The sequence below is a fragment of the Streptosporangium sp. NPDC003464 genome (assembly GCF_053588315.1).
In genome coordinates this window covers 12,102-30,990 of the sequence record NZ_JBSFPS010000002.1, presented here as the reverse complement: position 1 = coordinate 30,990, position 18,889 = coordinate 12,102, and the positions used below count along the sequence as shown (strand labels likewise).

The 18,889-nt window shown below is 72.5% G+C and carries 15 protein-coding genes; 6 read left to right on the top strand and 9 right to left on the bottom strand.

Annotation, left to right across the window (positions count from 1 at the left end):
• Positions 1 to 178: 178 nt before the first annotated feature.
• The 3 genes from ACWDS7_RS00665 to ACWDS7_RS00655 all read right to left on the bottom strand — a co-directional run bounded on the left by ACWDS7_RS00665 (position 179) and on the right by ACWDS7_RS00655 (position 4,291).
• A complete protein-coding gene (locus ACWDS7_RS00665) occupies positions 179 to 1,090 on the bottom strand; it encodes an ABC transporter permease (RefSeq protein WP_451927479.1) in 912 nt (303 codons plus the stop codon).
• Positions 1,087 to 3,705 (bottom strand): CocE/NonD family hydrolase, encoded by a 2,619-nt coding sequence (locus ACWDS7_RS00660; RefSeq protein WP_451927478.1) that lies wholly within the window; start codon positions 3,703 to 3,705, stop codon positions 1,087 to 1,089. The genes ACWDS7_RS00665 and ACWDS7_RS00660 overlap by 4 nt, the downstream gene beginning before the upstream one ends.
• Before the next feature lie 64 nt (positions 3,706 to 3,769).
• Positions 3,770 to 4,291 carry an N-acetyltransferase family protein gene (locus ACWDS7_RS00655; RefSeq protein WP_451927477.1) on the bottom strand — a complete coding sequence of 174 codons (522 nt, stop codon included), beginning with the start codon at positions 4,289 to 4,291 and terminating at the stop codon, positions 3,770 to 3,772.
• Positions 4,292 to 4,400: 109 nt separating this feature from the next.
• Here ACWDS7_RS00655 and ACWDS7_RS00650 point away from each other — a divergent pair, with 109 nt between their 5' ends.
• Positions 4,401 to 5,558: a hypothetical protein gene (locus ACWDS7_RS00650; RefSeq protein ID WP_306867357.1), complete on the top strand. Its 1,158-nt coding sequence runs from the start codon at positions 4,401 to 4,403 to the stop codon at positions 5,556 to 5,558.
• On the opposite strand, the gene ACWDS7_RS00645 is transcribed toward ACWDS7_RS00650, so the two are convergent.
• From ACWDS7_RS00645 to ACWDS7_RS00620, 6 genes are all read right to left on the bottom strand, one after another.
• A complete protein-coding gene (locus ACWDS7_RS00645) occupies positions 5,516 to 6,547 on the bottom strand; it encodes a copper resistance D family protein (RefSeq protein ID WP_451927476.1) in 1,032 nt (343 codons plus the stop codon). The two genes, ACWDS7_RS00650 and ACWDS7_RS00645, sit on opposite strands and share 43 nt — an antisense overlap.
• Positions 6,544 to 7,125, bottom strand: coding sequence for a copper resistance CopC family protein (locus ACWDS7_RS00640; protein WP_306867362.1), 582 nt, complete (start codon positions 7,123 to 7,125; stop codon positions 6,544 to 6,546). Before ACWDS7_RS00640 ends, ACWDS7_RS00645 begins: the two co-directional genes overlap by 4 nt.
• 293 nt (positions 7,126 to 7,418) lie before the next feature.
• The gene (locus ACWDS7_RS00635; RefSeq protein ID WP_451927475.1) at positions 7,419 to 9,974 is read right to left on the bottom strand and encodes a chitinase C-terminal domain-containing protein; all 2,556 of its coding nucleotides are present in this window, start codon (positions 9,972 to 9,974) and stop codon (positions 7,419 to 7,421) included.
• Between the two features lie 181 nt (positions 9,975 to 10,155).
• Entirely contained in the window at positions 10,156 to 10,764 is a 609-nt protein-coding gene (locus ACWDS7_RS00630) for a class I SAM-dependent methyltransferase (protein WP_451927474.1), read from the bottom strand.
• Positions 10,765 to 10,892: 128 nt separating this feature from the next.
• Positions 10,893 to 12,113, bottom strand: coding sequence for a glycosyltransferase (locus ACWDS7_RS00625; protein ID WP_451927473.1), 1,221 nt, complete (start codon positions 12,111 to 12,113; stop codon positions 10,893 to 10,895).
• On the bottom strand, positions 12,110 to 13,099 hold the full coding sequence (locus ACWDS7_RS00620) for a glucosyl-3-phosphoglycerate synthase (protein WP_451927472.1): 990 nt from the start codon (positions 13,097 to 13,099) through the stop codon (positions 12,110 to 12,112). The genes ACWDS7_RS00625 and ACWDS7_RS00620 overlap by 4 nt, the downstream gene beginning before the upstream one ends.
• Before the next feature lie 168 nt (positions 13,100 to 13,267).
• Here ACWDS7_RS00620 and ACWDS7_RS00615 point away from each other — a divergent pair, with 168 nt between their 5' ends.
• The 5 genes from ACWDS7_RS00615 (at position 13,268) to ACWDS7_RS00595 (ending at position 18,885) form a co-directional block, all read left to right on the top strand.
• Positions 13,268 to 14,218, top strand: a complete 951-nt coding sequence (locus ACWDS7_RS00615; RefSeq protein WP_451927471.1) for a Gfo/Idh/MocA family protein — start codon at positions 13,268 to 13,270, stop codon at positions 14,216 to 14,218.
• Entirely contained in the window at positions 14,211 to 15,317 is a 1,107-nt protein-coding gene (locus ACWDS7_RS00610) for a zinc-dependent alcohol dehydrogenase (RefSeq protein ID WP_306867379.1), read from the top strand. The genes ACWDS7_RS00615 and ACWDS7_RS00610 overlap by 8 nt, the downstream gene beginning before the upstream one ends.
• A 499-nt stretch (positions 15,318 to 15,816) precedes the next feature.
• Positions 15,817 to 17,061, top strand: a complete 1,245-nt coding sequence (locus ACWDS7_RS00605; RefSeq protein WP_451927470.1) for an extracellular solute-binding protein — start codon at positions 15,817 to 15,819, stop codon at positions 17,059 to 17,061.
• Positions 17,062 to 17,979, top strand: a complete 918-nt coding sequence (locus tag ACWDS7_RS00600) for a carbohydrate ABC transporter permease (RefSeq protein WP_451927469.1) — start codon at positions 17,062 to 17,064, stop codon at positions 17,977 to 17,979. It abuts the gene before it with no gap.
• Between the two features lie 54 nt (positions 17,980 to 18,033).
• Positions 18,034 to 18,885, top strand: coding sequence for a carbohydrate ABC transporter permease (locus ACWDS7_RS00595; protein ID WP_451927468.1), 852 nt, complete (start codon positions 18,034 to 18,036; stop codon positions 18,883 to 18,885).
• Positions 18,886 to 18,889 lie beyond the last annotated feature (4 nt).

Below are 18,889 nucleotides of genomic sequence, written 5' to 3'. Positions count from 1 at the left end.
TCCCTCCAGCGGGAATCGCGTTTCCCGCGGCAACCTACCGGATCACAGCGGACGGCCAACCGTCCTCGGCCTTCACCAGTCACAGCTCACGCACGATCACGGTTGGGCTTTCGCAAGGCGTCTCCAGCAGATGAGGCCGCAGGCGAGGGAGACGAGGGCACCGTGCAGGTTGCGAGCGCTAAGAAACGACGTCCTTCCGCCGGAACCTGCGGAAGGCGAACGCCACCAGGATCGCCGAGTAGGTGACCGAGATCGCCACACCCTTGATCATTCCGCTGTAGTCGGGCTGCGGCGTGAGGGCGGCCGTCCAGGCCGTGTTCCAGAACGTCGGCAGGAACTCCCGCAGCCAGCCGAGCGCCTCCACCGCCTGCAGGATGTTGCTCACGATCACCAGGCCGACCGCCCCGCCCACCGCGCCGAGCGGGGAGTCGGTGCCGACCGACAGCAGGAAGGCCACCGCCGCCACCACGAACTGGCTGATCAGGGCGTAGACGATCACGATGCCGAAGCGGGGCAGCACCTCCAGCGCGGCGATGGTCTCGCCGGTGCCCGGCACCCGGACGTCGTTCCAGCCGAAGGCGAGGGTCCCGGCCAGCAACGCCATCAGCGGCAGGCAGACCACCGCCGCCGCCGAGTAGCCCATCGCGACGACCAGCTTCTGCCGCAGCAGCCGGTCGCGGGGGATCGGGGCGGCCAGCAGGTAGCGCAGCGAGGACCAGCTCGCCTCGCTGGCCACCGTGTCGCCGCAGAACAGCGCCACCGCGACGACCAGCAGGAAGCTCGCCGACACCGACAGCGCGAACGCGGCGAAGTTCAGGCCGCCCTCGGTCGCCAGGTCGGAGATGCGCAAGGTGTTGCCCGGCTGGCCGGAGTCGGCGCCGACCTTGAACGCGACCACCAGGACCCACGGCAGCGCGAGCAGCAGGCCGAACATGACCAGCGTGCGGCGCCGTTTGAACTGGCGGACCACCTCCACCGCGAGCGGCAGGGTGTGCCGGGGCAGGTATCCGCCGGCCGAGCCGTTCCCCGGGGAGCCGGTGGCCGCCGGACCGCCGGCGAGAGCCGTACCGGAGCCGTTGGCGCCGCTCATGCGTTTTCTCCGATCAGGTCCAGGAACACGTCCTCCAGGCGGGTGCCCGAGCCGTTGGACGTGGTACGGCTGCGCAGCAGGTCACCCACCGGGCCGGCCGTGATGAGGCGCCCGCGGTGCATGACCACCACGTGGCTGCAGGTCTGCTCCACCTCGGCGAGCAGGTGGCTGGAGACGATGACGGTGCGGCCCCGCGCGGCGTAGGCGATCAGGACCTCGCGCATCTCCCGGATCTGGGGCGGGTCGAGACCGTTGGTGGGCTCGTCGAGGACCAGCAGGTCGGGCAGGCCCAGCATGGCCTGGGCGATGGCCAGGCGCTGGCGCATGCCCTGGGAGTAGGTCCGTACGGCGCGCTCCAGCGCGCCGCCGAGCCCGGCGATCTCCAGGGCCTCGGCGAAGTGGGCGTCCTCGGCGGGCCGGCCCGTCGCCTTCCAGTAGAGCTCCAGGTTGGCCCGGCCGGTCAGGTGCGGCAGGAAGCCGGGGCCCTCGACGAAGGAGCCCAGCCGGGACAGGACCGGGGCGCCGGGGACGACCCGGTGGCCGAAGATCCGGATCTCGCCCGCGTCGGGGTGGATCAGGCCCATCAACATCCGCATGGTGGTGGTCTTGCCCGCGCCGTTGGGCCCGAGCAGGCCGAGCACCTGACCGTGCTCGACCGTGAAGGACAGGTCGTTCACGGCCAGCTCGCCGTTGCTGTACGCCTTGGTCAGGCCGCTGATCCGCAGCGGGACGGCGGCCAGGGCCGGGTCGTGCTCGTCCCGGCCGCGCCGGCGCCCGGTCAGCAGCAGGGCCGCGGCGACGACGAGGGAGGCCAGCGGCAGCGCCCAGGTCCACCAGGCGGGAGCGGCGGAGGGGGTCCGCAGCGCGGTGTCCGTCGGGACGGTCACCGACGGCTCGGCCAGGCCGACCCTGTAGACGGCCGGGGCGGCCGGCGTGCTGTAGCCGAGGTCGGTGGTGGTGAAGGCGACGCGCAGCCGGTGCCCGACGTCGAAGCGGTGGTCGATGGCGGGCAGGGTGACCGTGGCCTCCCCGGTGCCGCCCTCGGACAGCGGGATCCTGATCGGGGCGGCGAGCCCCTCGGGCAGGAGCGGCGCCTGGGCGTCCCCCGCCACGTCGTAGAGCTTGGCGAACAGCGTCACCTCACCCCGGCCGGCCTGCCGCCCCTCCTGGTCGGCGCCCCCGCCGGGGCTCTCCCCGGCCTCCGAGGCCACCTTCACCCGCACCGTGGAGCTGCCGGTCACCTGGAGCGGGGCGGTGAGCGGGGCGGAGTCGAAGCCGGCGCTCTGGCCGGCCATGTCGACGGACACGCTCAGGTTGCCGACACCACCGGTGAGGCCGCCGAAGCCGGGGACGGCGGAGATCGAGGCGGGGGACCCGCCCGGCGGGTTGGCCACCCGCTGCTCGGGACCGCTGAGCGGCACCGAGGTCCGGCCGCTGCCGGACAGGCCGGGATAGGCGTCCGCGGTGGCGTGCAGCTGGACCGGGCGGCGGGTGCCCGGGTCCCGGCCGCCGTCGCGGGTGACGGTGAACGGGCTGCCGGCCGCCTGCGCGCCGGCGCTCTCGCTCAGATAGCGGTCGAACCAGCCGAGGGTCTGCTCGTGGAGCCAGTCGATCTCGCCGTCGCCGCCGTCGTGACCGCCGTCGAACCAGGCGACGGCGACCGGGGCGCCCGTCGCGGCGACGGCTCTGGCGTTGGCGTCCGCCTGACCCAGGGGGAACAGCGAGTCGCGCTGCCCCTGCAGCAGCAGCGTCGGGATCTTGATCTTGCCGGGCACGGAGATCGGACTGGACCTGCGCAGGGTGTCGATCGCGGTCCGGGTCGCCCGGCCGCTCTCGGCCACCTGCTGGTACATGTCGCAGATCTCCGGCAGGAACCGGCCGCACCGGACCTCCTGCGCGGTCGGCGGCGGGCCGGCCGGCAGGGCCGGGGCGGGCCGGGCGGCGCCGCCCGGCACCGCCTGCCCGGCCTCCGGCGCCGGACCGCCCCGGCTGAAGAACAGCCCCGCCCACATCCGCTTGAACACGCCGTTGGCCGGCCCCTGTCCGGTGGCGTCCGGGAACAGCGCGTCGGCGAGGTCGTACCAGGTGACCTGCGGGACGATCGCGTCGATCCTGCCGTCGTGCGCGGCGGCCATCAGCGCGATGGCCCCGCCGTACGAGCCGCCGGCGATCCCCACCCGCGGATCGCCGGCCGCGTCGAGCCGGACCTCGGGCCGCCTGGCCACCCAGTCGACGAGCTGGCGGACGTCCTTGACCTCGTAGTCGGGGGAGTTGAGCGCGATCTGCCCGGTGGAGCGGCCGAAGCCCCGCGCCGACCAGGTCAGCACGGCGTAGCCCTCCTGGGCCAGCCGCACCGCCGCGTCACGGACGCTCCGCTTGCTGCCGCCGAAGCCGTGCGCGAGCAGCACCGCCGGAGCCTTGCCGCCGCCGGCGGGCGGGAAGAAACTCGCGTCGAGGGTGACCCGCTGGTCGTCCCGCGGGCCGTCGAGCACCTCGATCCTGTGGTCCTGGGCCCGCACCGGCGGCGCGGACGGCCACAGCAGCCAGGCCGCGACGCCGACGGCCAGCACGGCGACCACCGCGACCCAGGTGGTCGTTCTCCCCGCAAGTTTCATGCCGCGAGCTTACTGAGGGGAGCTGAGAGAGACCTGAGACGGCCCGGCGGCCGTCGGCGCGGCATCAGGCTCCCGCGGGGGCGAGGGAGAGCCGGTAGTGCACCTCGGGGGCGGAGAACGGCAGGCCCGCCGCGTCCTGGGCCCGCCCGGAGAGGGTGAACCCGAAGCGCTCGTAGAACCCGCGGGCGCGGACGTTGCCCTCCAGCACCCAGAGCCCCGCCTCCGCGTGGCCCATGCCCCGCAGCCGCGCCACGGACCGTTCCATCATGGCCAGGCCCAGTCCGGTCGACCAGTGCCCGCTGAGCGCGTAGAGCGCGTAGACCTCCCCGCCGGTGAGCCCCTCGCCGCGCGCGGGCCCGAACAGGCTGAAACCGGCGGTCTCGCCGCCCGCCTCGCCGATCACGAGGTGCTCGGCGCCGACGGCGAGCCTGCCCCGCAGCAGCTCGACCGCGCGGGGCTCGATCCGCAGCGCGTCGAGGAAGTCCTGCGGAAGCAGTCCCTTGTAGGCGGTCTTCCAGGTCTCGGTCCTGATGCGCATGACATCCAGGGCGTCGTCCGGCCCGCCGTCCCGCACAAAAGCTCCCATATCAGACAATTATCCAGACATGAAGGTCCGCTCACGTCGATGCTCGGACGATGCCTCAGGGATGTCCCCGATTGCGGACCAAGGTAAAGGCCAGGCATCATTTCGACGCGTGAAGTCAGTCGAGAGCCTCAAACGAAGAGTCACCCCGGCCGTCGAGTGGGCCCTGCCCCTGTGGACCAGGGGGAAGGCCGGTCGCCAGACGCCGGAGGAGCTGTTCCGGCTGCTGTATCTCGGATGGCTGGTGGCCTTCTCCTTCAAGGTGCTGGGCGCCTCGTGGGACGTCTCCTGGCACTTCAAGTGGCTCCGTGACGACCTGGCGCCGCCGCACCTGCTCAACAGCGTCGGCACGGCCATCGCGCTGGTGCTCACGATCATTCACCTCTACACCGGCTACGGCGTGGACAGGACGGCGCAGCGCCTCGTCGGCTGGGGCACCGGGATCTTCCTGGTGGCGGTGCCGCTGGACCTGATCAACCACCGGATCAACGGGCTCGACATCACCTCGTGGAGCCCGTCCCACATGATGCTCTACATCGGCACGTTCCTGATGATCTGCGGGGTGATCCGCGGCTGGTTCATGGGCGCGGCCCCCGGGCGGATGCGGACGATGGTGCTCGGCGGGCTCTTCGTGTTCCTGTTCGAGAACGTCTGGTTCCCGGCGCAGCACCAGGAGTACGGCGTGTTCGGCATCGCCGCCTGGGACCGGGGGCAGCCGGAGGCCGAGCCCATCCTGCTGCAGTTCGCCGCCGACCAGATGGGCCGCGCGGTGGACCGGCAGATGGTGGTCAACTTCTCGCTGCCGGTGCCCGACCAGGTGTATCCGCTCTACGCCGCGGTCGCCGCCATGGTCGTCCTGGTCGCCGCCCGCGCGATGATCGGCCGGATGTTCTCGGCCACCGCCGTGATCGGCGTCTATCTCACCTACCGGGCCCTGATCTGGCCGCTCCTGGCGATCGCGGACTTCCCGCGCTCGTCGGTGCCGGTCTTCCTGATCGCCGGGGCGCTCGCCGTCGACCTGGCGTTCCTGATCCGGATCCCGGCGGTGCGGGCGCTGGTCGGCTCGCTCGGCGTCACCGTCCTCGTCGACCAGGCGCTCCGCCTCCAGAGCGGGGCCTACTACACCCCGCCCCTGGTGTCTCCCATGACCATGCTGATCGGCGGTCTCCTGCTCGCCGCGCTGTGGCTGGGCCTCGAATGGGCCTCCACCCGTCACCGGCTCCGGTCTCAGGACATGGAGGCCGTGGTCAGCGCCACCGCGATGCCGTAGGCCAGGCCCATCACGGTGATCTCCGCCGCCGCCCACGCGACGACCGCCGTCCCCTGCCGCTGCGCGATGCGCGGCAGCAGGCGGAAGCGGATGTGAGCGGCGAAGGGGATCAGCAGCGCCACGCACACGGTCTTGGCCACCACGAGCAGCCCGTAGTCGCTGGTGAACACCGCGCCGGGCAGCTCCACCCCCTGCGTGAGGGCCATCGTGGCCAGGCCGTTCACCAGGCCGGAGACGCTGACCAGGAGCAGTGCCAGGGTCGCCAGCCTGGAGAACTTCGGCAGGACCTGTGCCAGCAGCTCGCGGTCCCCGGCGGCCAGCGTGACGATCATGAGCAGCCCGCCGGTCCAGGCGGCCGAGCCCATCACGTGCAGCTCCATCGAGATCATGATGGGGTCGTGCCAGACCGAGTCGACCGCGTGGCCGGTGACCGGGATCGGCAGCAGCCCGAAGAAGGCGATCACGATCCGCAGCTCGGCCGGGACCTTCTCGCCGAAGCGGACCGCCAGCAGCCCGATCCCGGCGTAGGCGAGCGCGCAGGCGGCGCTGAAGAGCATCCCCTGGCCCGCGCCGACGCTGTCGACGTATTCGGCGATCATCCCCGGGGTCGGCACCAGGCCGGGGTTGAGCTGGGCGGTCTGGAAGACGATGATGACCAGTGCCAGCACCGCCCAGGCCCACGCGAACGTCACCGCCAGCGGCCGGGCCCGGCGCATCACCGGCTCGGTCCGCTCCGGATCGTCGAAGCCGAGCAGCCTGGGCAGCAGGCTCAGCCCGACCACGGCCACCGCGGCCAGGTCCAGCAGCACCCGCAGCACCGGCAGGCCGTACTCCACCAGCGGGCCGGGCATCGCGATCCCCGGCACCGCCTCCTGGGCGCTGAGGGCCGTCGCGGCCAGCACGGCCAGCACGGCCCCCGAGACGAGCCCCCCGACCACCAGCCTCCTGACCGTGCCCGCCTCCGGGGCGCTCTCGACGGTCGCGGTCATCGCCCGGCCCCCTGCTCCCTCGTACGGCGCAGCGCCACGACGGTGGCCCCGCCCAGCAGGACGAGGGCGGCGGCGATCCACAGCACGGCCATCCCGGCCCCGCCGTTCTGCGCGGCCTCGGCGGCCTGGGCGCTCAGATCGGGGGCCTGGGAGGCGGTCGCCTGCGGCGCGGCGGCCGAGGGGACGGGGGCGGGCTGGGCGGCGGTGCCCGGTCCCGCGGCGGTCAGGGTGAAGGTCACCTTGCCGGCCACCGGGTGGCCGTCGGAGGAGAGGATGCGGTAACCCACGACGTACTGGCCGGCCGGGCCCAGGGGTCTGACCGCGACGCTGACCTTCTGGCTGTCGACGGCGGACTTGCCGTCCTCCCAGCGGCTCCCGTCGGGGCCGGTCACGCTGATCTGCGCGAAGCCCTGCCGCACCGGCTGGTCGAAGGTGAGTGTGACCTTCTCCGGGCCGGTGGCGAACTGGGCGCCGTCCTTGGGGTCGCTGCCGATCAGCACGTTGTGGGCCTGGGCCGGGGTGACCACGCCGAGCAGCGCGGCGCCCGCGAACAGCAGGACCGTGAGTAGCCGCCTCACCGATGAGGGCCTTCCGTTGGGTTCTTCATGACCCGGACATGGTCCCATCACTACCTTCCGCCCGGACAATCGAGCCGCCCGGGACGGTCGGGCGGCCCGGGGGAGCGGACGGGCCCGCGTCCGCGCGGCGGGCGCGGTCCTGGCGGCGGGCCCGCTCGGCGGTCTCCCGGCGCTCCCGGTCGGCCCTGTGCAGCGCGTGTTCGACCTCGCCGTGCTCGGAGCCGGCGCCGGCGCCCGGCCGCGGGACTGGGGGCGCGGCCGTGCGCCGGCACGTCCGGCGGGGTCAGGGGGACTCAGCTCAGGCGCAGCCAGAGGGCAGGGACGTTCGAGGGCTCCCAGCCGGCGTAGGCCGTGTGGGGCTGGCGGCACTCGTAGTCGGCGCCGGAATAGGAGACCCGGTTGCCGGTGGTGTAGGCCGTGCCCGCCTTCCAGGCGGGGTAGGCCCCGGTGGGGGTGACGGTCGGCGTCGGGGTGGGCGTCACGGTGGGGGTGACGGTCGGCGTCGGCGTCGGGGTGACCGTCGGGGTGGGGGTGACCGTCGGCGTCACCGTGGGGGAGGGGGTGGCGCCGGCGCAGGCCCCGAGGTCCTTCCAGACGTCGTTGGTGCCCGGCTCGTTGTTCTGGGTCCACCACCTGGCCTCCCACTGCCTGCCCTTGTGGGAGACCTTGTTGCCGCCGCCGTAGACCTGGGTGGCCGACCACGCGGGGGCGGTGCAGTCGCCCCCCGGACCGGTCGTCGGGGTCGGGTTGACGATCACGCCGCCGCGGGCGTTGTCGGCGGTCAGGCCGTAGGTCCTGCCGCCGAAGCTCACGGTGAAGTTCGCCGGCGCCGGGGCGGGCAGGTAGTAGACGTAGTCCATGTTCAGCGAGGCGCCGGGGGCCAGCGGCTCGTTGGCGCGCAGCTTGAAGGAGATCCGGTTGAAGTCGCCCTTCAGGCCGCCGACGTTGTTGCCCGCGCCGTGCTCGCTGCTGATCACGGTGACGCCGTAGCCGGACTGGTCCTTGGCGTTCCTCGGGGCCGAGCTGGCGTAGTCCCACTGGAACTCCGCGCCGCCGGGGATCGCCGTCGCCGACCTGTTGGTGATCTTCAGCTTGCCGGTGATCGGGTAGTTGCTGTCGCCGACCGGGAAGCCGCCGATCTCCACGCTCACGTCGAGCTTCTCGGCGGGCACGTTCACCTTGGCGCGGGTCGCGCCGTACGGCGTGGCGCTCCTGAACGCCTCGTACACCTGGCTGGTGAGGGTGTCGCCCATGAACCACTCGCCCTTGGCCGCGTCCCAGTCGTAGTCGCCGGCGAGCTCCCAGATCATCAGGCCGCCGATGCCCCGGTCCTTGACGTAGCCGGTCTTGACGCCGATGGACTGCTCGTCCTCGGTGGACAGGAAGACCTTCTTGGCGGAGTTCCACAGCCACGGCGCCACCAGGGTGGAGTCGTAGTTGCGGGTGTAGGTGCCGGTGAGCCTGTCCTCGGGGTCGGCGGGGTCCAGGCCGTAGGCGGGCCCGTAGGAGCCGGTGCGGCCGTCCTGGAGGTTCCTGGCGTGCCACAGCGGGTTGCCGCCGCCGCTGACCTCGGTGTTGTTCTCCTCGTCGTGCCAGAGGTTGTCGATGCCGCGCGCGCCGTCGCCGCAGGTGGTCAGGCCGGTCGGACAGCCGCTGGTGCTCTTGGCCGTGCCCCACAGGCCGTTGACGCCGCCGGTGACGTTGCGCCAGCCGCGGGTGTAGTACGGCACGCCGATGTTGATCCGGCCGGCCTGCACCGCGCCGCGGAAGTAGTGGTAGGCCCAGTCGGTGTTGAGGTAGCCGATCCCGCCGTACGCCTCGGTGTTGTAGACGTTCCACTTGGCCAGTTCGGCGTCCTTGCCGTCGTCGTAGAGCGCGGCGTTGGGGCCGACGAACTCGTTCCACGCGCCGTGCAGGTCGTAGGACATGATGTTGACGTAGTCCAGGTACTGGGTGACCTGGAAGGTCTCCATGCCGCGCAGCAGATAGCCGGACGACGGGGCGGCGACCGTCAGCATGTAGTACTTGCCGTCGGCGGCCGAGGCGGCGTTGAGCCTGTCGCGCATGGCCTTCATCAGGACCGCGTAGTTCTTCATCAGCGACGCGCGGCGGGCGTTGGCGACCTGCCAGTCCAGCGGGTGGCCCGCGTCCTTCATCGAGGTCGGATACTCGTAGTCGAGGTCGACGCCGTTGAAGCCGTACTTCCTGACGAAGGCCACCGAGGAGTCGGCGAAGGCGTTGATCCCGGCGGTGTTGGCCGAGCCGTCGGCGTTCGTCGTCATCGTGTAGAAGCCGCCGGAGGGCTGGCGGTTGCCGGAGCCGTCGAGGTAGCCGCCGGTCTCGGCCCAGCCGCCGACGCTGATCAGCGTCTTGACGTCCGGGTTGGCCTTCTTGTACTTGTTCAGCAGGTTGAAGTGGCCCTTGTACGGCAGGGCGGGGTCGAGGGTGTCGGTCCCCGGCCACTCCATGCCGGTGGCCGCGTTGTCCGGGCCGTCGGCGCCGACCGAGATCCTGTTGTCCGGGCCGACGTGCGCGAACGCGTAGTTGATGTGGGTGATCTTGCCCCACGGGATGTCCTTGGCCAGGTAGGAGGGCTGGCCGTTCTTGCCGGTCCGCCATCCGGTGAAGTAGCCGATGATGCGGCGGGGGTGGTCGGCCCCCATCTTCTCGCGGCCGGCCTCGTCGTAGACCTGGCAGAAGGGCACGTCGAGACCGGGTGTGGTGTAGAGGCCGTCCGGGCGGCAGGACTCGTCGCCGGCGGCGGCGCCGGCCGTGCCGGCGAGCGCGCCTGCGATCAGGGCGAGTGACGCGCCGGCCGCCGCGAGGCCGGCGCGTAGGCGTGAGGACATGGGAGAGCTACCTCCGAGGGAACATGGCCGTGATCCCGCCCCCCACGGGTCGTCTGAACCGGAAACTATGCGGTCCCACCAGGTCCGTCAATGCTCTCTTTTAAGAAACTTTATTGATAGTTAAGGTGCGCGAGGTGGGCGGCGACGGCCCGCGGCGCTTCAGGGGCGCTGCCACCCGGCTTCAGGGGCGCTGCCACACGATGGAGTAGCGCCACAGCAGATGGCGGCGGAAGCGGCAGCCGGGCAGCAGGCGGCGCGCCGCGTCGCGGACCTGGCCCCAGGACATGTCGGGGTCCTCCATCGGCATGCCGGCCGGGTGGCCCTTGCCGCCGTGCCGCCGCGCCCGGAGGAGAGAGGCGGGGACGCCGGCGCCGCTGATGAGCCAGTCCGACGCGGTGCGGTTGCGGGCCAGCCCGACGATCACCAGGCGGCCCCCCGGCGCGAGCAGTCGGGCCATGCCGGTGACGGCGGCTCCGAAGTCCATGTGGTGCACGACGGCGACGGCGCTGACGAAGTCGTACCTCCCCGCGGGGAAACGGCCCCGGGGGTCGTCGAGGAAGTCCGCCGCCACGAAGGTCACCTCGCCGCCGGGCACGTCGCGCTCGCGGGCGAGACGGATCATCTCCGGCGAGCGGTCCACCCCTGTCACGTGGCGGGCCCGGCCGGCCAGCTTGCGGGCGAGCAGGCCGTCGCCGCAGCCGATGTCCAGCGCCTCGCCACACCCCTCCGGCACGGCGTCGAGCACCAGCGGGTGGTAGTGGACATTGTGGTTCCAGTAGTCGTCGGGCATCAGCGCACTGTACTCCGGGCGGCGGGCGCATACGTGATCTTGGGACGTCCGCTCCGGACCGGCCCGCGACCTCGGGACCCCGGACGGGGCCGGGGGTTCCGGGTGTGACGGCCGGGCGCGGTGCCGTGCTACCTCCGGCGGGCCCGGGCGGCGAGGTCCAGCACCCGGCCGTAGAAGTCCAGATACCGCTCGGCCATCACCGGCGGGGAGAACCGGAGCGCGGCGCTGCGGCGGCACTCCTCGGGGTCGATGTCCTCGACACGCCTCAGGTGCTCGCGCAGCTCGTCTTCGGTGTCGGCGAGCAGGCCCGTACGCCCGTGCTCGACGAGCTCGGGCAGGCAGCCGCGCCGCAGGCCGACGACGGGGGCGCCGCAGGCCAGCGCCTCGATCACGGCCGTGCCGCCGGGCTCCTCCCACTGCACCGGGAACAGCGCCGCGCGGGCGTCGAGGAGCAGCCGCTCGCGCTCCGGGCCGTTCACCGAGCCGGCCCAGCGGACGAGCTCGCCGTCGACGTACGGCGCCAGCCGGTCGAGGTGGTAGCGCACGTCGGGGTTGGCGTGGGCGCCGTGGTCGGGATCGGCGAGCGCGGCGGCCAGCTCCCGGGGCCCGCGCAGCCCGCCGACCGGGCCGGCCAGGACGAGCGGCAGCCCCAGCTCCCGGCACAGCCGTGCGCCCAGGTGCTGACCCTTGAGCGGGCTGATGCGGCCCAGCATCACCACCGGGCCGCGGTGGCCCCGTCCCGCGCCGTCGGACGGGGCCGCCGGCCGCGCTCCGTCCGGGGCCCGGCCCTCCTCGGGCGGGGCCGTACGGTCCGCGCCGGCCAACGGGGTCGCCAGATACGCCCAGCCGAGGCTGTGCTCGCGCAGGTTGCGCGGCGCCCGCGCGACCTGGGAGCGGGACACGCCGTTGACCCAGACCCTGCCGTCGCCGCTGAAGCCGCCGTAGAGCTCGGGATGCTTGTGCAGGTCCCAGTGCAGGGTGTGCAGCACGGGCGGGGCGGAGCGGCCCATGGTGCTCAGGACGCCGAGGCCGACCGCCTCCACGTGGTCGTGGACCAGGTCGATGTCCTCGCGCCGGCGCAGCTCCGCGACGACCCGCTGCATGTGCGCGTGGGCCAGCCCCATCACCTGGTTGTAGGGGCGCTGCAGCTGCGCGAACTGTCCCTCGTCGAACACGCACACCTGATCGTCGGCCGCCAGGGTGCTCGCGGCGACCGTGGCCAGGACCACGCGGGTGCCGCGTGCCCTCAGCTCGGGCACGAGCGTGGCCACGACCGTCTCGATCCCCCCGTACCCGTGGGGCGGGACCGGCAGCCAGGGGCCGGCGTTCATCAGCACCGTGATGTTCACGGCTGCCGCCGTTCCGGCATCAGCCGAGCGCCCGAGGCGTACTCCGGAATGGTGATCAGCGGCGGCCGCTCGTGCACGCCCACGTCGCTGACGTGCAGCCGCCGGCCGTTCCCGAGCTGGCGGACCTGCGCGATCCACCCGTTGGGCGGGTCGGCGGTGACGAGCCGGCCCTCCCGCTCCAGCCGCGACCAGGCGGTGAGCATGATGTGGCCGGCCATCCGGCCGAGCGCCTCGATCGGCTGGTGGGAGTGGACCCGCACGCCGAGATCGACCTGCGCGAGGGAGTCCAGGCCCACCCGGCCGAGCAGGTCGACGAGCAGGCCCAGCTCGACGCCGTACCCGGTGACGAACGAGATCTCCTCCAGCACGGCGCGGCGGCCGGCGTACTCGCCGGCCAGCGGCTGGATGAAGCCGGCCAGCGCGGGCCAGTGCAGGTTGATCAACGGGCGGGCGACCAGCTCGGTCACCCTTCCGCCGCCGTGCGGCTGCGCGGCCGTGCCGTCGGCCAGCGGCCGGTCGTAGCAGCCCTTGACGTAGGCCACGGAGGGGTCGGACAGCAGCGGCCCGAGCAGTCCGGTGACGAAATGCGTGCCGAAGTTACGCAGGTCCGCGTCGATGAAGACGACGAGGTCACCGGTCGTGACGGCCAGCGCCTTCCACAGCGCGTCCCCTTTGCCGGGCAGGAGGCCGTACTCGCGCAGCACGGCGTTCTGGTGGACGACCTGCGCGCCCGCGTCGGCGGCCACCCGGGCGGTCGCGTCGGTCGAGCAGGAGTCGATCACCACGAGCTCGTCGATCAGGGGGAGACGCTCCCGCAGGTCCCGCCGGATCCGCCCGACGATCTCCCCGACGGTGCGTTCCTCGTCGCGCGCCGGCAGGACCACGCTGACCCTGTGGTCGCCCTTGGCGGCGAGCACGGCCTCTGGGAGCCAGTCGCCGGCCCGGCTGGTGCGCGCGTCCAGCCAGCGACCGACCTCAGTGAACATCGCCCCTCAAGGGCGGATACCCAAGCGTCGTCATCGACTGTGTCCCCCCGGCTGTATACCCGTGTTATTACTGTTTGCCCTGGTCAGAGCAGTTCAAATCCGGTGTCAGAGGGTTTGGCGTCGAGTAATGGTGGGATTGCTCGTCCTGTGACCTGTCGAATCGGTTTCGTGGGCGCGGGGAACGTCGCCGCGCGCCACGCGCGTGTGCTGTCGGGCTTCCCGGACGTCCGTATCGCCGGGATAGCCGACACCGACGCCGCCCGGGCCGCCGGGCTGGCCCGCGAGCACGGGACAGCCGCCTACGGTGACCACGCCGCCCTGCTGCGGAGCGAGCGGCTCGACGCCGTCTACGTCTGCGTGCCGCCCTTCGCGCACGGCCAGATCGAGCTCGCCGTCCTGGACGCCGGCCTGTCGCTGTTCGTGGAGAAGCCGCTCGCACTGGACGAGGCGACCGCCCGGCGGGTGGCCGCCGCGGCGCGGCGGCGGGGGGCGGTGACCGCGGTCGGGCACCACTGGCGCTATCTGGACGTCGTCGAGCAGGCGCGGCGGCTGCTCGGCGACCGGCCGGTACGGCTGGCGGTGGGCGTGTGGCTGGACAAGGTGCCCCCGGTGCCCTGGTGGCCGCGCCGCGACGGCTCGGGCGGGCAGGTCATCGAGCAGGCGGTGCACGTGCTCGACCTGGCCCGGCTGCTCGTCGGAGAGGTCACCGAGGTGAGCGCCCACGAATCGGGACACCCGCCCGACCAGGCCGAAGGGGCGGTCGGGGCGGCCACCGGCGCCCTGCTGCGCTTCCGCGACGGCGCCACCGGGATCCTCGGCGCCACCTGCCTGCTGGGCTGGAAGCACCGGGCCGGGCTGGAGATCTACGCCGAGGGCATCGCGCTGCGGATATCGGAGGACCGGCTGGTCGTCGACACCGGGGCGGGACGCCGGGTCATCATCGAAGCCGGAGACGCCAGGCGCCGCGTGGACCGGGCGTTCGTGGACGCGGTGCTGCGCCGCGGCACGGACGTGCGGGCCCCCTACGACGACGCGCTCCGCACGCACCGGCTGGCGTGCGCGGTCGCCCGCGCGGCCACCTCCGGCGCCCCGGTGAGGTTGGAGGACACCGATGGGTGAGCGGGTCGTGCGGGTGCTGCAGGTCGCCGGCGCGGGCCGGGTCGTCATCGCCGAGGAGCCGGAGGCGCCGGTCGGGGACGGCGGCTTCCGCGTCGAGACGCTCTACAGCGGGCTGTCGGCGGGCACGGAGCTGTCCTACGTCAAGGGGACCAACCCCTACCTGTCGGCGGGCTGGGATCCGGCGTTCGGGCTGTTCCGCGCCGACCGGCCGGCCGCCGCGTACCCGGTGACGCGGCTGGGCTACATGGAGGTCGCCCAGGTCGCCGAGAGCCGCACCCCGGCGCTGTCGCCCGGCCAGGTCGTGGCGATGGCGTACGGCCACCGGACCGGCTACACGGCCGACTCCGTCGAGGACCGCTACGTCCCGCTGCCCGCCGGGCTGGATCCCCTGCTGGGCATCTACGCCGCCCACATGGGGCCCATCTGCGCGAACGGCCTGCTGCACGCGGCCGCCGACATCTGCGGGGCGGACGTGCGCACCCTCGGCGACGGCGTGCGGGGCCGGTGCGTCGCGGTGACCGGGGCGGGGGTCGTCGGGCTGATGACCGCCCTGTTCGCCCGGCATCACGGCGCCGCGGCGGTGACGGTGGTGGACCGGACCCGGGACCGGCTGGAGCGCGCCGGACGGCTCGGCTTCGACACGGTCGCGATGGACGGCCAGGACCCGGCGCTCGCGGTGAAGGCCCGCTGGCGGCACTCCCGCAACGACCGGGGCGCCGACGTGGTCTTCCAGTGCCGCGGCCGGCCGGAGAGCCTGCACCTCGGGCTGCGGCTGCTGCGGCCCCAGGGCACGGTCGTCGATCTGGCCTTCTACCAGGAGGGCGCGGCGCGACTGCGGCTCGGCGAGGAGTTCCACCACAACGCGCTGTCGATCAGGTGCTCGCAGATCGGCCGCGTGCCGCGCGGGCTGGACCACGTCTGGAGCCGGGACCGGCTCTCGGCCGAGACGCTCGACCTCCTGCGCGCGCACGGCGACGGGATCCGCCGCCACCTGATCACCGACATGGTGCCCTTCGACGACGCGCCCCCGTTCATGTCCGCTCTCGCGGCCCGGCGCCGTCACACCGTCCAGACCGTGTTCGACATGGTCTCCGGGTGACCGGTCGGCGGCCCGGCGGCGGGGCCGCCGTGGGAGGAGGGGCGGTGCCGGGGCGAGCGGTGCCGTGCGAGGTCGAGGCATACGGCCGCCGCCTTCTGAAAGTTTCATAACGCCCCCCGAGAGCTTTCGCGCCCGTGACGTAGATGTTCTCAGCAGGTCCGTCAGTGGTTCTCTCGGATGGTCGAGGGGATCCGGTCCGGTCGGTCCCCGTAACGTCTCGACAGCGGCTGTTGATCCGGCTGAAAAGCCGATGTAACCTCGGCGCCATCGATAGAAATTATCGGCTATATGCCGAAAGTTTCTAAGGAAGTCCGCGTGCGGCGTGATACGCGTCCGGGCCTCCGCGCACGGGCGCGCCGGGTCCGGCCGGTCGCCGGCCGACCGATCGCCGGGTCCGACCGGCCGCCGGCGGTGCGGAGCAGCCCCGGAAGACCTCGGAGATGAGGAAGGGAACCCTGTGATGTCGTTGGGTCGGCGGAGTGCGGTGACATTGGCGGCGGTGCTCCTCCTCGGAGGCTGCGCCGGCGGAGGCGGCCAGGGGCCGGAGGCGAGCGCGGGAGCCGGCGCGAAGGTCACCGTCGAGTGGTGGAACATCTCGACCACCGAGCCGCTGAAGTCCCTCTGGGCCGAGCGGGTCAAGGAGTACCAGACGCTCCACCCCGACGTCGTCATCAAGAACGTCCCCATCGAGAACGAGGCGTACAAGGCCCGGCTGACGACGCTCACCCAGTCGGGCAGGACGCCCGACATCTTCACCACCTGGGGCGGCGGCGTCCTGCGGCAGCAGGTCGACGCCGGGCTGGCCAAGGACATCTCCGCCGACGTCGCCCCGTGGATCGGCACGCTGACCCCGGCCTCCCTGCAGGCCTACCAGTTCGACGGCAAGACGTACGCGGTCCCGATGGACATCGGCATGGTGGGCTTCTGGTACAACAAGGCGCTGTTCGCCAGGGCCGGCATCACGGCGCCGCCGGCCACCTGGACGGAGTTCCTCGACGACGTCAGGAGGCTCAAGGCGGCCGGCGTCACCCCGATCGCCCTGGCCGGCAAGGAGAAGTGGCCCGGCCACTACTACTGGGCCTACCTCGCCATGCGCGTGGCGGGCCTGGACGCCCTGGCCCGGGCCGCGACCGACCACGAGTTCGGCGGCCCCGACTTCGTGGCGGCGGGCCGGCACCTCAAGGAGCTCGTCGACCTCGACCCGTTCCAGAAGGGCTTCCTCGGCGCGAGCTACAACACCCCGGACGGGCAGGCCGCGACGGTGGGCAACGGGCAGGCGGCGATGGAGCTGATGGGCCAGTGGGCGCCGACCGTGCAGAAGGAGGCGGGCGGGGACCTCGGCGAGGACCTCGGGTTCTTCCCCTTCCCCATGGTCGAGGGCGGCAGGGGCAGGGCCACCGACGCCCTCGGCGGCGGCGGCGGGTACGCCGTCGGGCAGGACGCGCCGGCCGAGGCGGTCGACTTCCTGAAGTTCCTCTCCCAGGTCGACAACCATCGCGAGGCGGTGGAGTCGGGGGCGGTCCTGCCGGTGGTCAAGGGCGCCGAGGACGCGGTCAAGGATCCGAACCTCGCGGCGGTGGCTCGGGCCCTCGGGGCCACGACGGGGTTCCAGCTCTATCTCGACCAGGCGTATCCCCCGGCCGTCGGCCAGGAGGTCAACGACAGCGTGGCCGAGCTGATCGCGGGCAGGAAGACCCCCGAGCAGGTCGCGCAGGCCATCACGGCGACGGCGAAGTCCGAGTAGGTGCGGCCCTCCAGGGGCGCCCGGCTCCGGGGCTGGACGACGATCGCGCTGTTCCTGCTCCCGGCGCTGGTGCTGTTCGGCCTGCTGGTCCTGGCCCCGATCCTGGTCGCGATGTACACCAGCGTGTTCAGGTGGAACGGCCTCGGCGGCGCGCCGACCGACTTCGTCGGGCTCGCCAACTTCAGTCGGATGCTCTCCGACGAGGTCTTCCTCGGCGACCTCCGGCGCGGCCTGGTCCTGATCGTCCTGTCGACGACGGTCCAGCTGCCGCTCGCGCTCGGCATCGCCATGCTGCTCAACCAGCGGCTGCGCGGCCGGGCGGTCTACCGGTTGCTGTTCTTCGCTCCGTACGTCCTGTCCGAGGTGATCACCGGTGTGCTGTTCACGATGATCCTCTCGCCCGACCAGGGCGTGGCCAACCGGATCCTGGCCGTGGCCGGCATGGAGTCGGCGTGGCTGTCGGACCCCTCGACCGTCATGGTCTCGCTGTTCCTGGTCATGACGTGGAAGTACTTCGGCTTCCACATGATCCTGTACTTGGCCGGGCGGCAGGGCATCCCGCACGAGCTCACCGAGGCCGCCCAGATCGACGGCGCCACCGGCTGGGAGGTCTTCCGCCACGTCACCCTGCCGCTGCTCGGGCCGACGATCCGGATCAGCGTCTTCCTGTCCGTCATCGGCGCGATCCAGCTGTTCGACCTGGTCTGGATTCTCACCGGCGGCGGGCCCGCCCACTCCTCCGAGACCATGGCCGTCACGATGTTCCAGTTCGGCTTCAGGAGGTACCAGGTCGGCTACGCCAGCGCGATCAGCGTCGTGATGTTCGTCATCAGCCTGGTCTTCGCGCTCGGCTACCAGCGATACGTCATGCGCCGCGACACCGAAGGGGCGATCACCGTCATGCGGGACCACCGATGAAGGCCGCCGTCATGCGGGACCACCGATGAAGGCCGCCGTAATGCGGGGCCACCGATGAGCCGGTCCGGCTCCCCCACCCGGGCCGGGGCCCGGGTGCGCTCCCTCACGTTGCACGCGATCGCCTGGGTGGTCGGGGCGTTCGTCGTCGTGCCGCTCGGCTTCGGCCTGCTGGGCGGGTTCAAGGACACCGGCCAGCTGTCCACCAACCCCTTCGGCCTGCCCTCGCCGTGGGTGGTCTCCAACTACACCGACGTCCTGGCCTCCTCCTCGTTCTGGCGGCAGCTCGGCAACAGCGTGTTCATCGCGCTCGCGACGGCGCTGGTGGTCGTCGGGGTGTCCGCGCCGGCGGCCTTCGTCCTCGCCCGCTTCGCCTTCCGGGGGCGGGAGGCGCTGTTCACGCTCTTCACGGTCGGGCTGATGTTCCCGTTCGCGGTGGCGATCCTGCCGCTGTTCGTCCTGCTGCGGACCTTCGGGCTGCTGGACAACCCGCTGGGCGTCGTCCTGCCCCAGGCCGCCTCCGGGCTACCGGTGACGATCATCGTCCTGCGCGGCTTCTTCAGGACCGTCCCGGGCGAGATCGAGGAGGCCGCGACGCTGGACGGGTGCACCGCCCTCGGCTTCTTCTGGCGGATCCTGCTGCCGATGGCCCGGCCGGCGCTGGCCACGGTGTCGGTGCTCGCGATCGTGGGCAGCTGGAACAACTTCATGCTGCCGCTGGTCGTCTTCAACGACCCCGGCTGGTGGACCGTCCCGCTCGGGGTCCAGCAGTTCCAGGGCCAGTACTCCGCCGACTGGGCGCGCATCCTGGCCTACGTCGTCCTGGCGATGGTGCCGGCGCTGGCGTTCTACGCCGTGGCCGAGCGCCGGCTCGTCGGGGGCCTCACCGCGGGGGCGACGAAGGGATGAGACG

Excerpts from the sequence above, each read along its gene's own strand:
- ACWDS7_RS00660 (WP_451927478.1), bottom strand. The coding sequence starts at position 3,705 with ATGAAACTTGCGGGGAGAACGACCACCTGGGTCGCGGTGGTCGCCGTG.
- ACWDS7_RS00595 (WP_451927468.1), top strand. The coding sequence starts at position 18,034 with ATGAGCCGGTCCGGCTCCCCCACCCGGGCCGGGGCCCGGGTGCGCTCC.
- ACWDS7_RS00630 (WP_451927474.1), bottom strand. The coding sequence starts at position 10,764 with ATGCCCGACGACTACTGGAACCACAATGTCCACTACCACCCGCTGGTG.
- ACWDS7_RS00665 (WP_451927479.1), bottom strand. The coding sequence starts at position 1,090 with ATGAGCGGCGCCAACGGCTCCGGTACGGCTCTCGCCGGCGGTCCGGCG.
- ACWDS7_RS00610 (WP_306867379.1), top strand. The coding sequence starts at position 14,211 with ATGGGTGAGCGGGTCGTGCGGGTGCTGCAGGTCGCCGGCGCGGGCCGG.
- ACWDS7_RS00635 (WP_451927475.1), bottom strand. The coding sequence starts at position 9,974 with ATGTCCTCACGCCTACGCGCCGGCCTCGCGGCGGCCGGCGCGTCACTC.
- ACWDS7_RS00655 (WP_451927477.1), bottom strand. The coding sequence starts at position 4,291 with ATGGGAGCTTTTGTGCGGGACGGCGGGCCGGACGACGCCCTGGATGTC.
- ACWDS7_RS00620 (WP_451927472.1), bottom strand. The coding sequence starts at position 13,099 with ATGTTCACTGAGGTCGGTCGCTGGCTGGACGCGCGCACCAGCCGGGCC.
- ACWDS7_RS00645 (WP_451927476.1), bottom strand. The coding sequence starts at position 6,547 with ATGACCGCGACCGTCGAGAGCGCCCCGGAGGCGGGCACGGTCAGGAGG.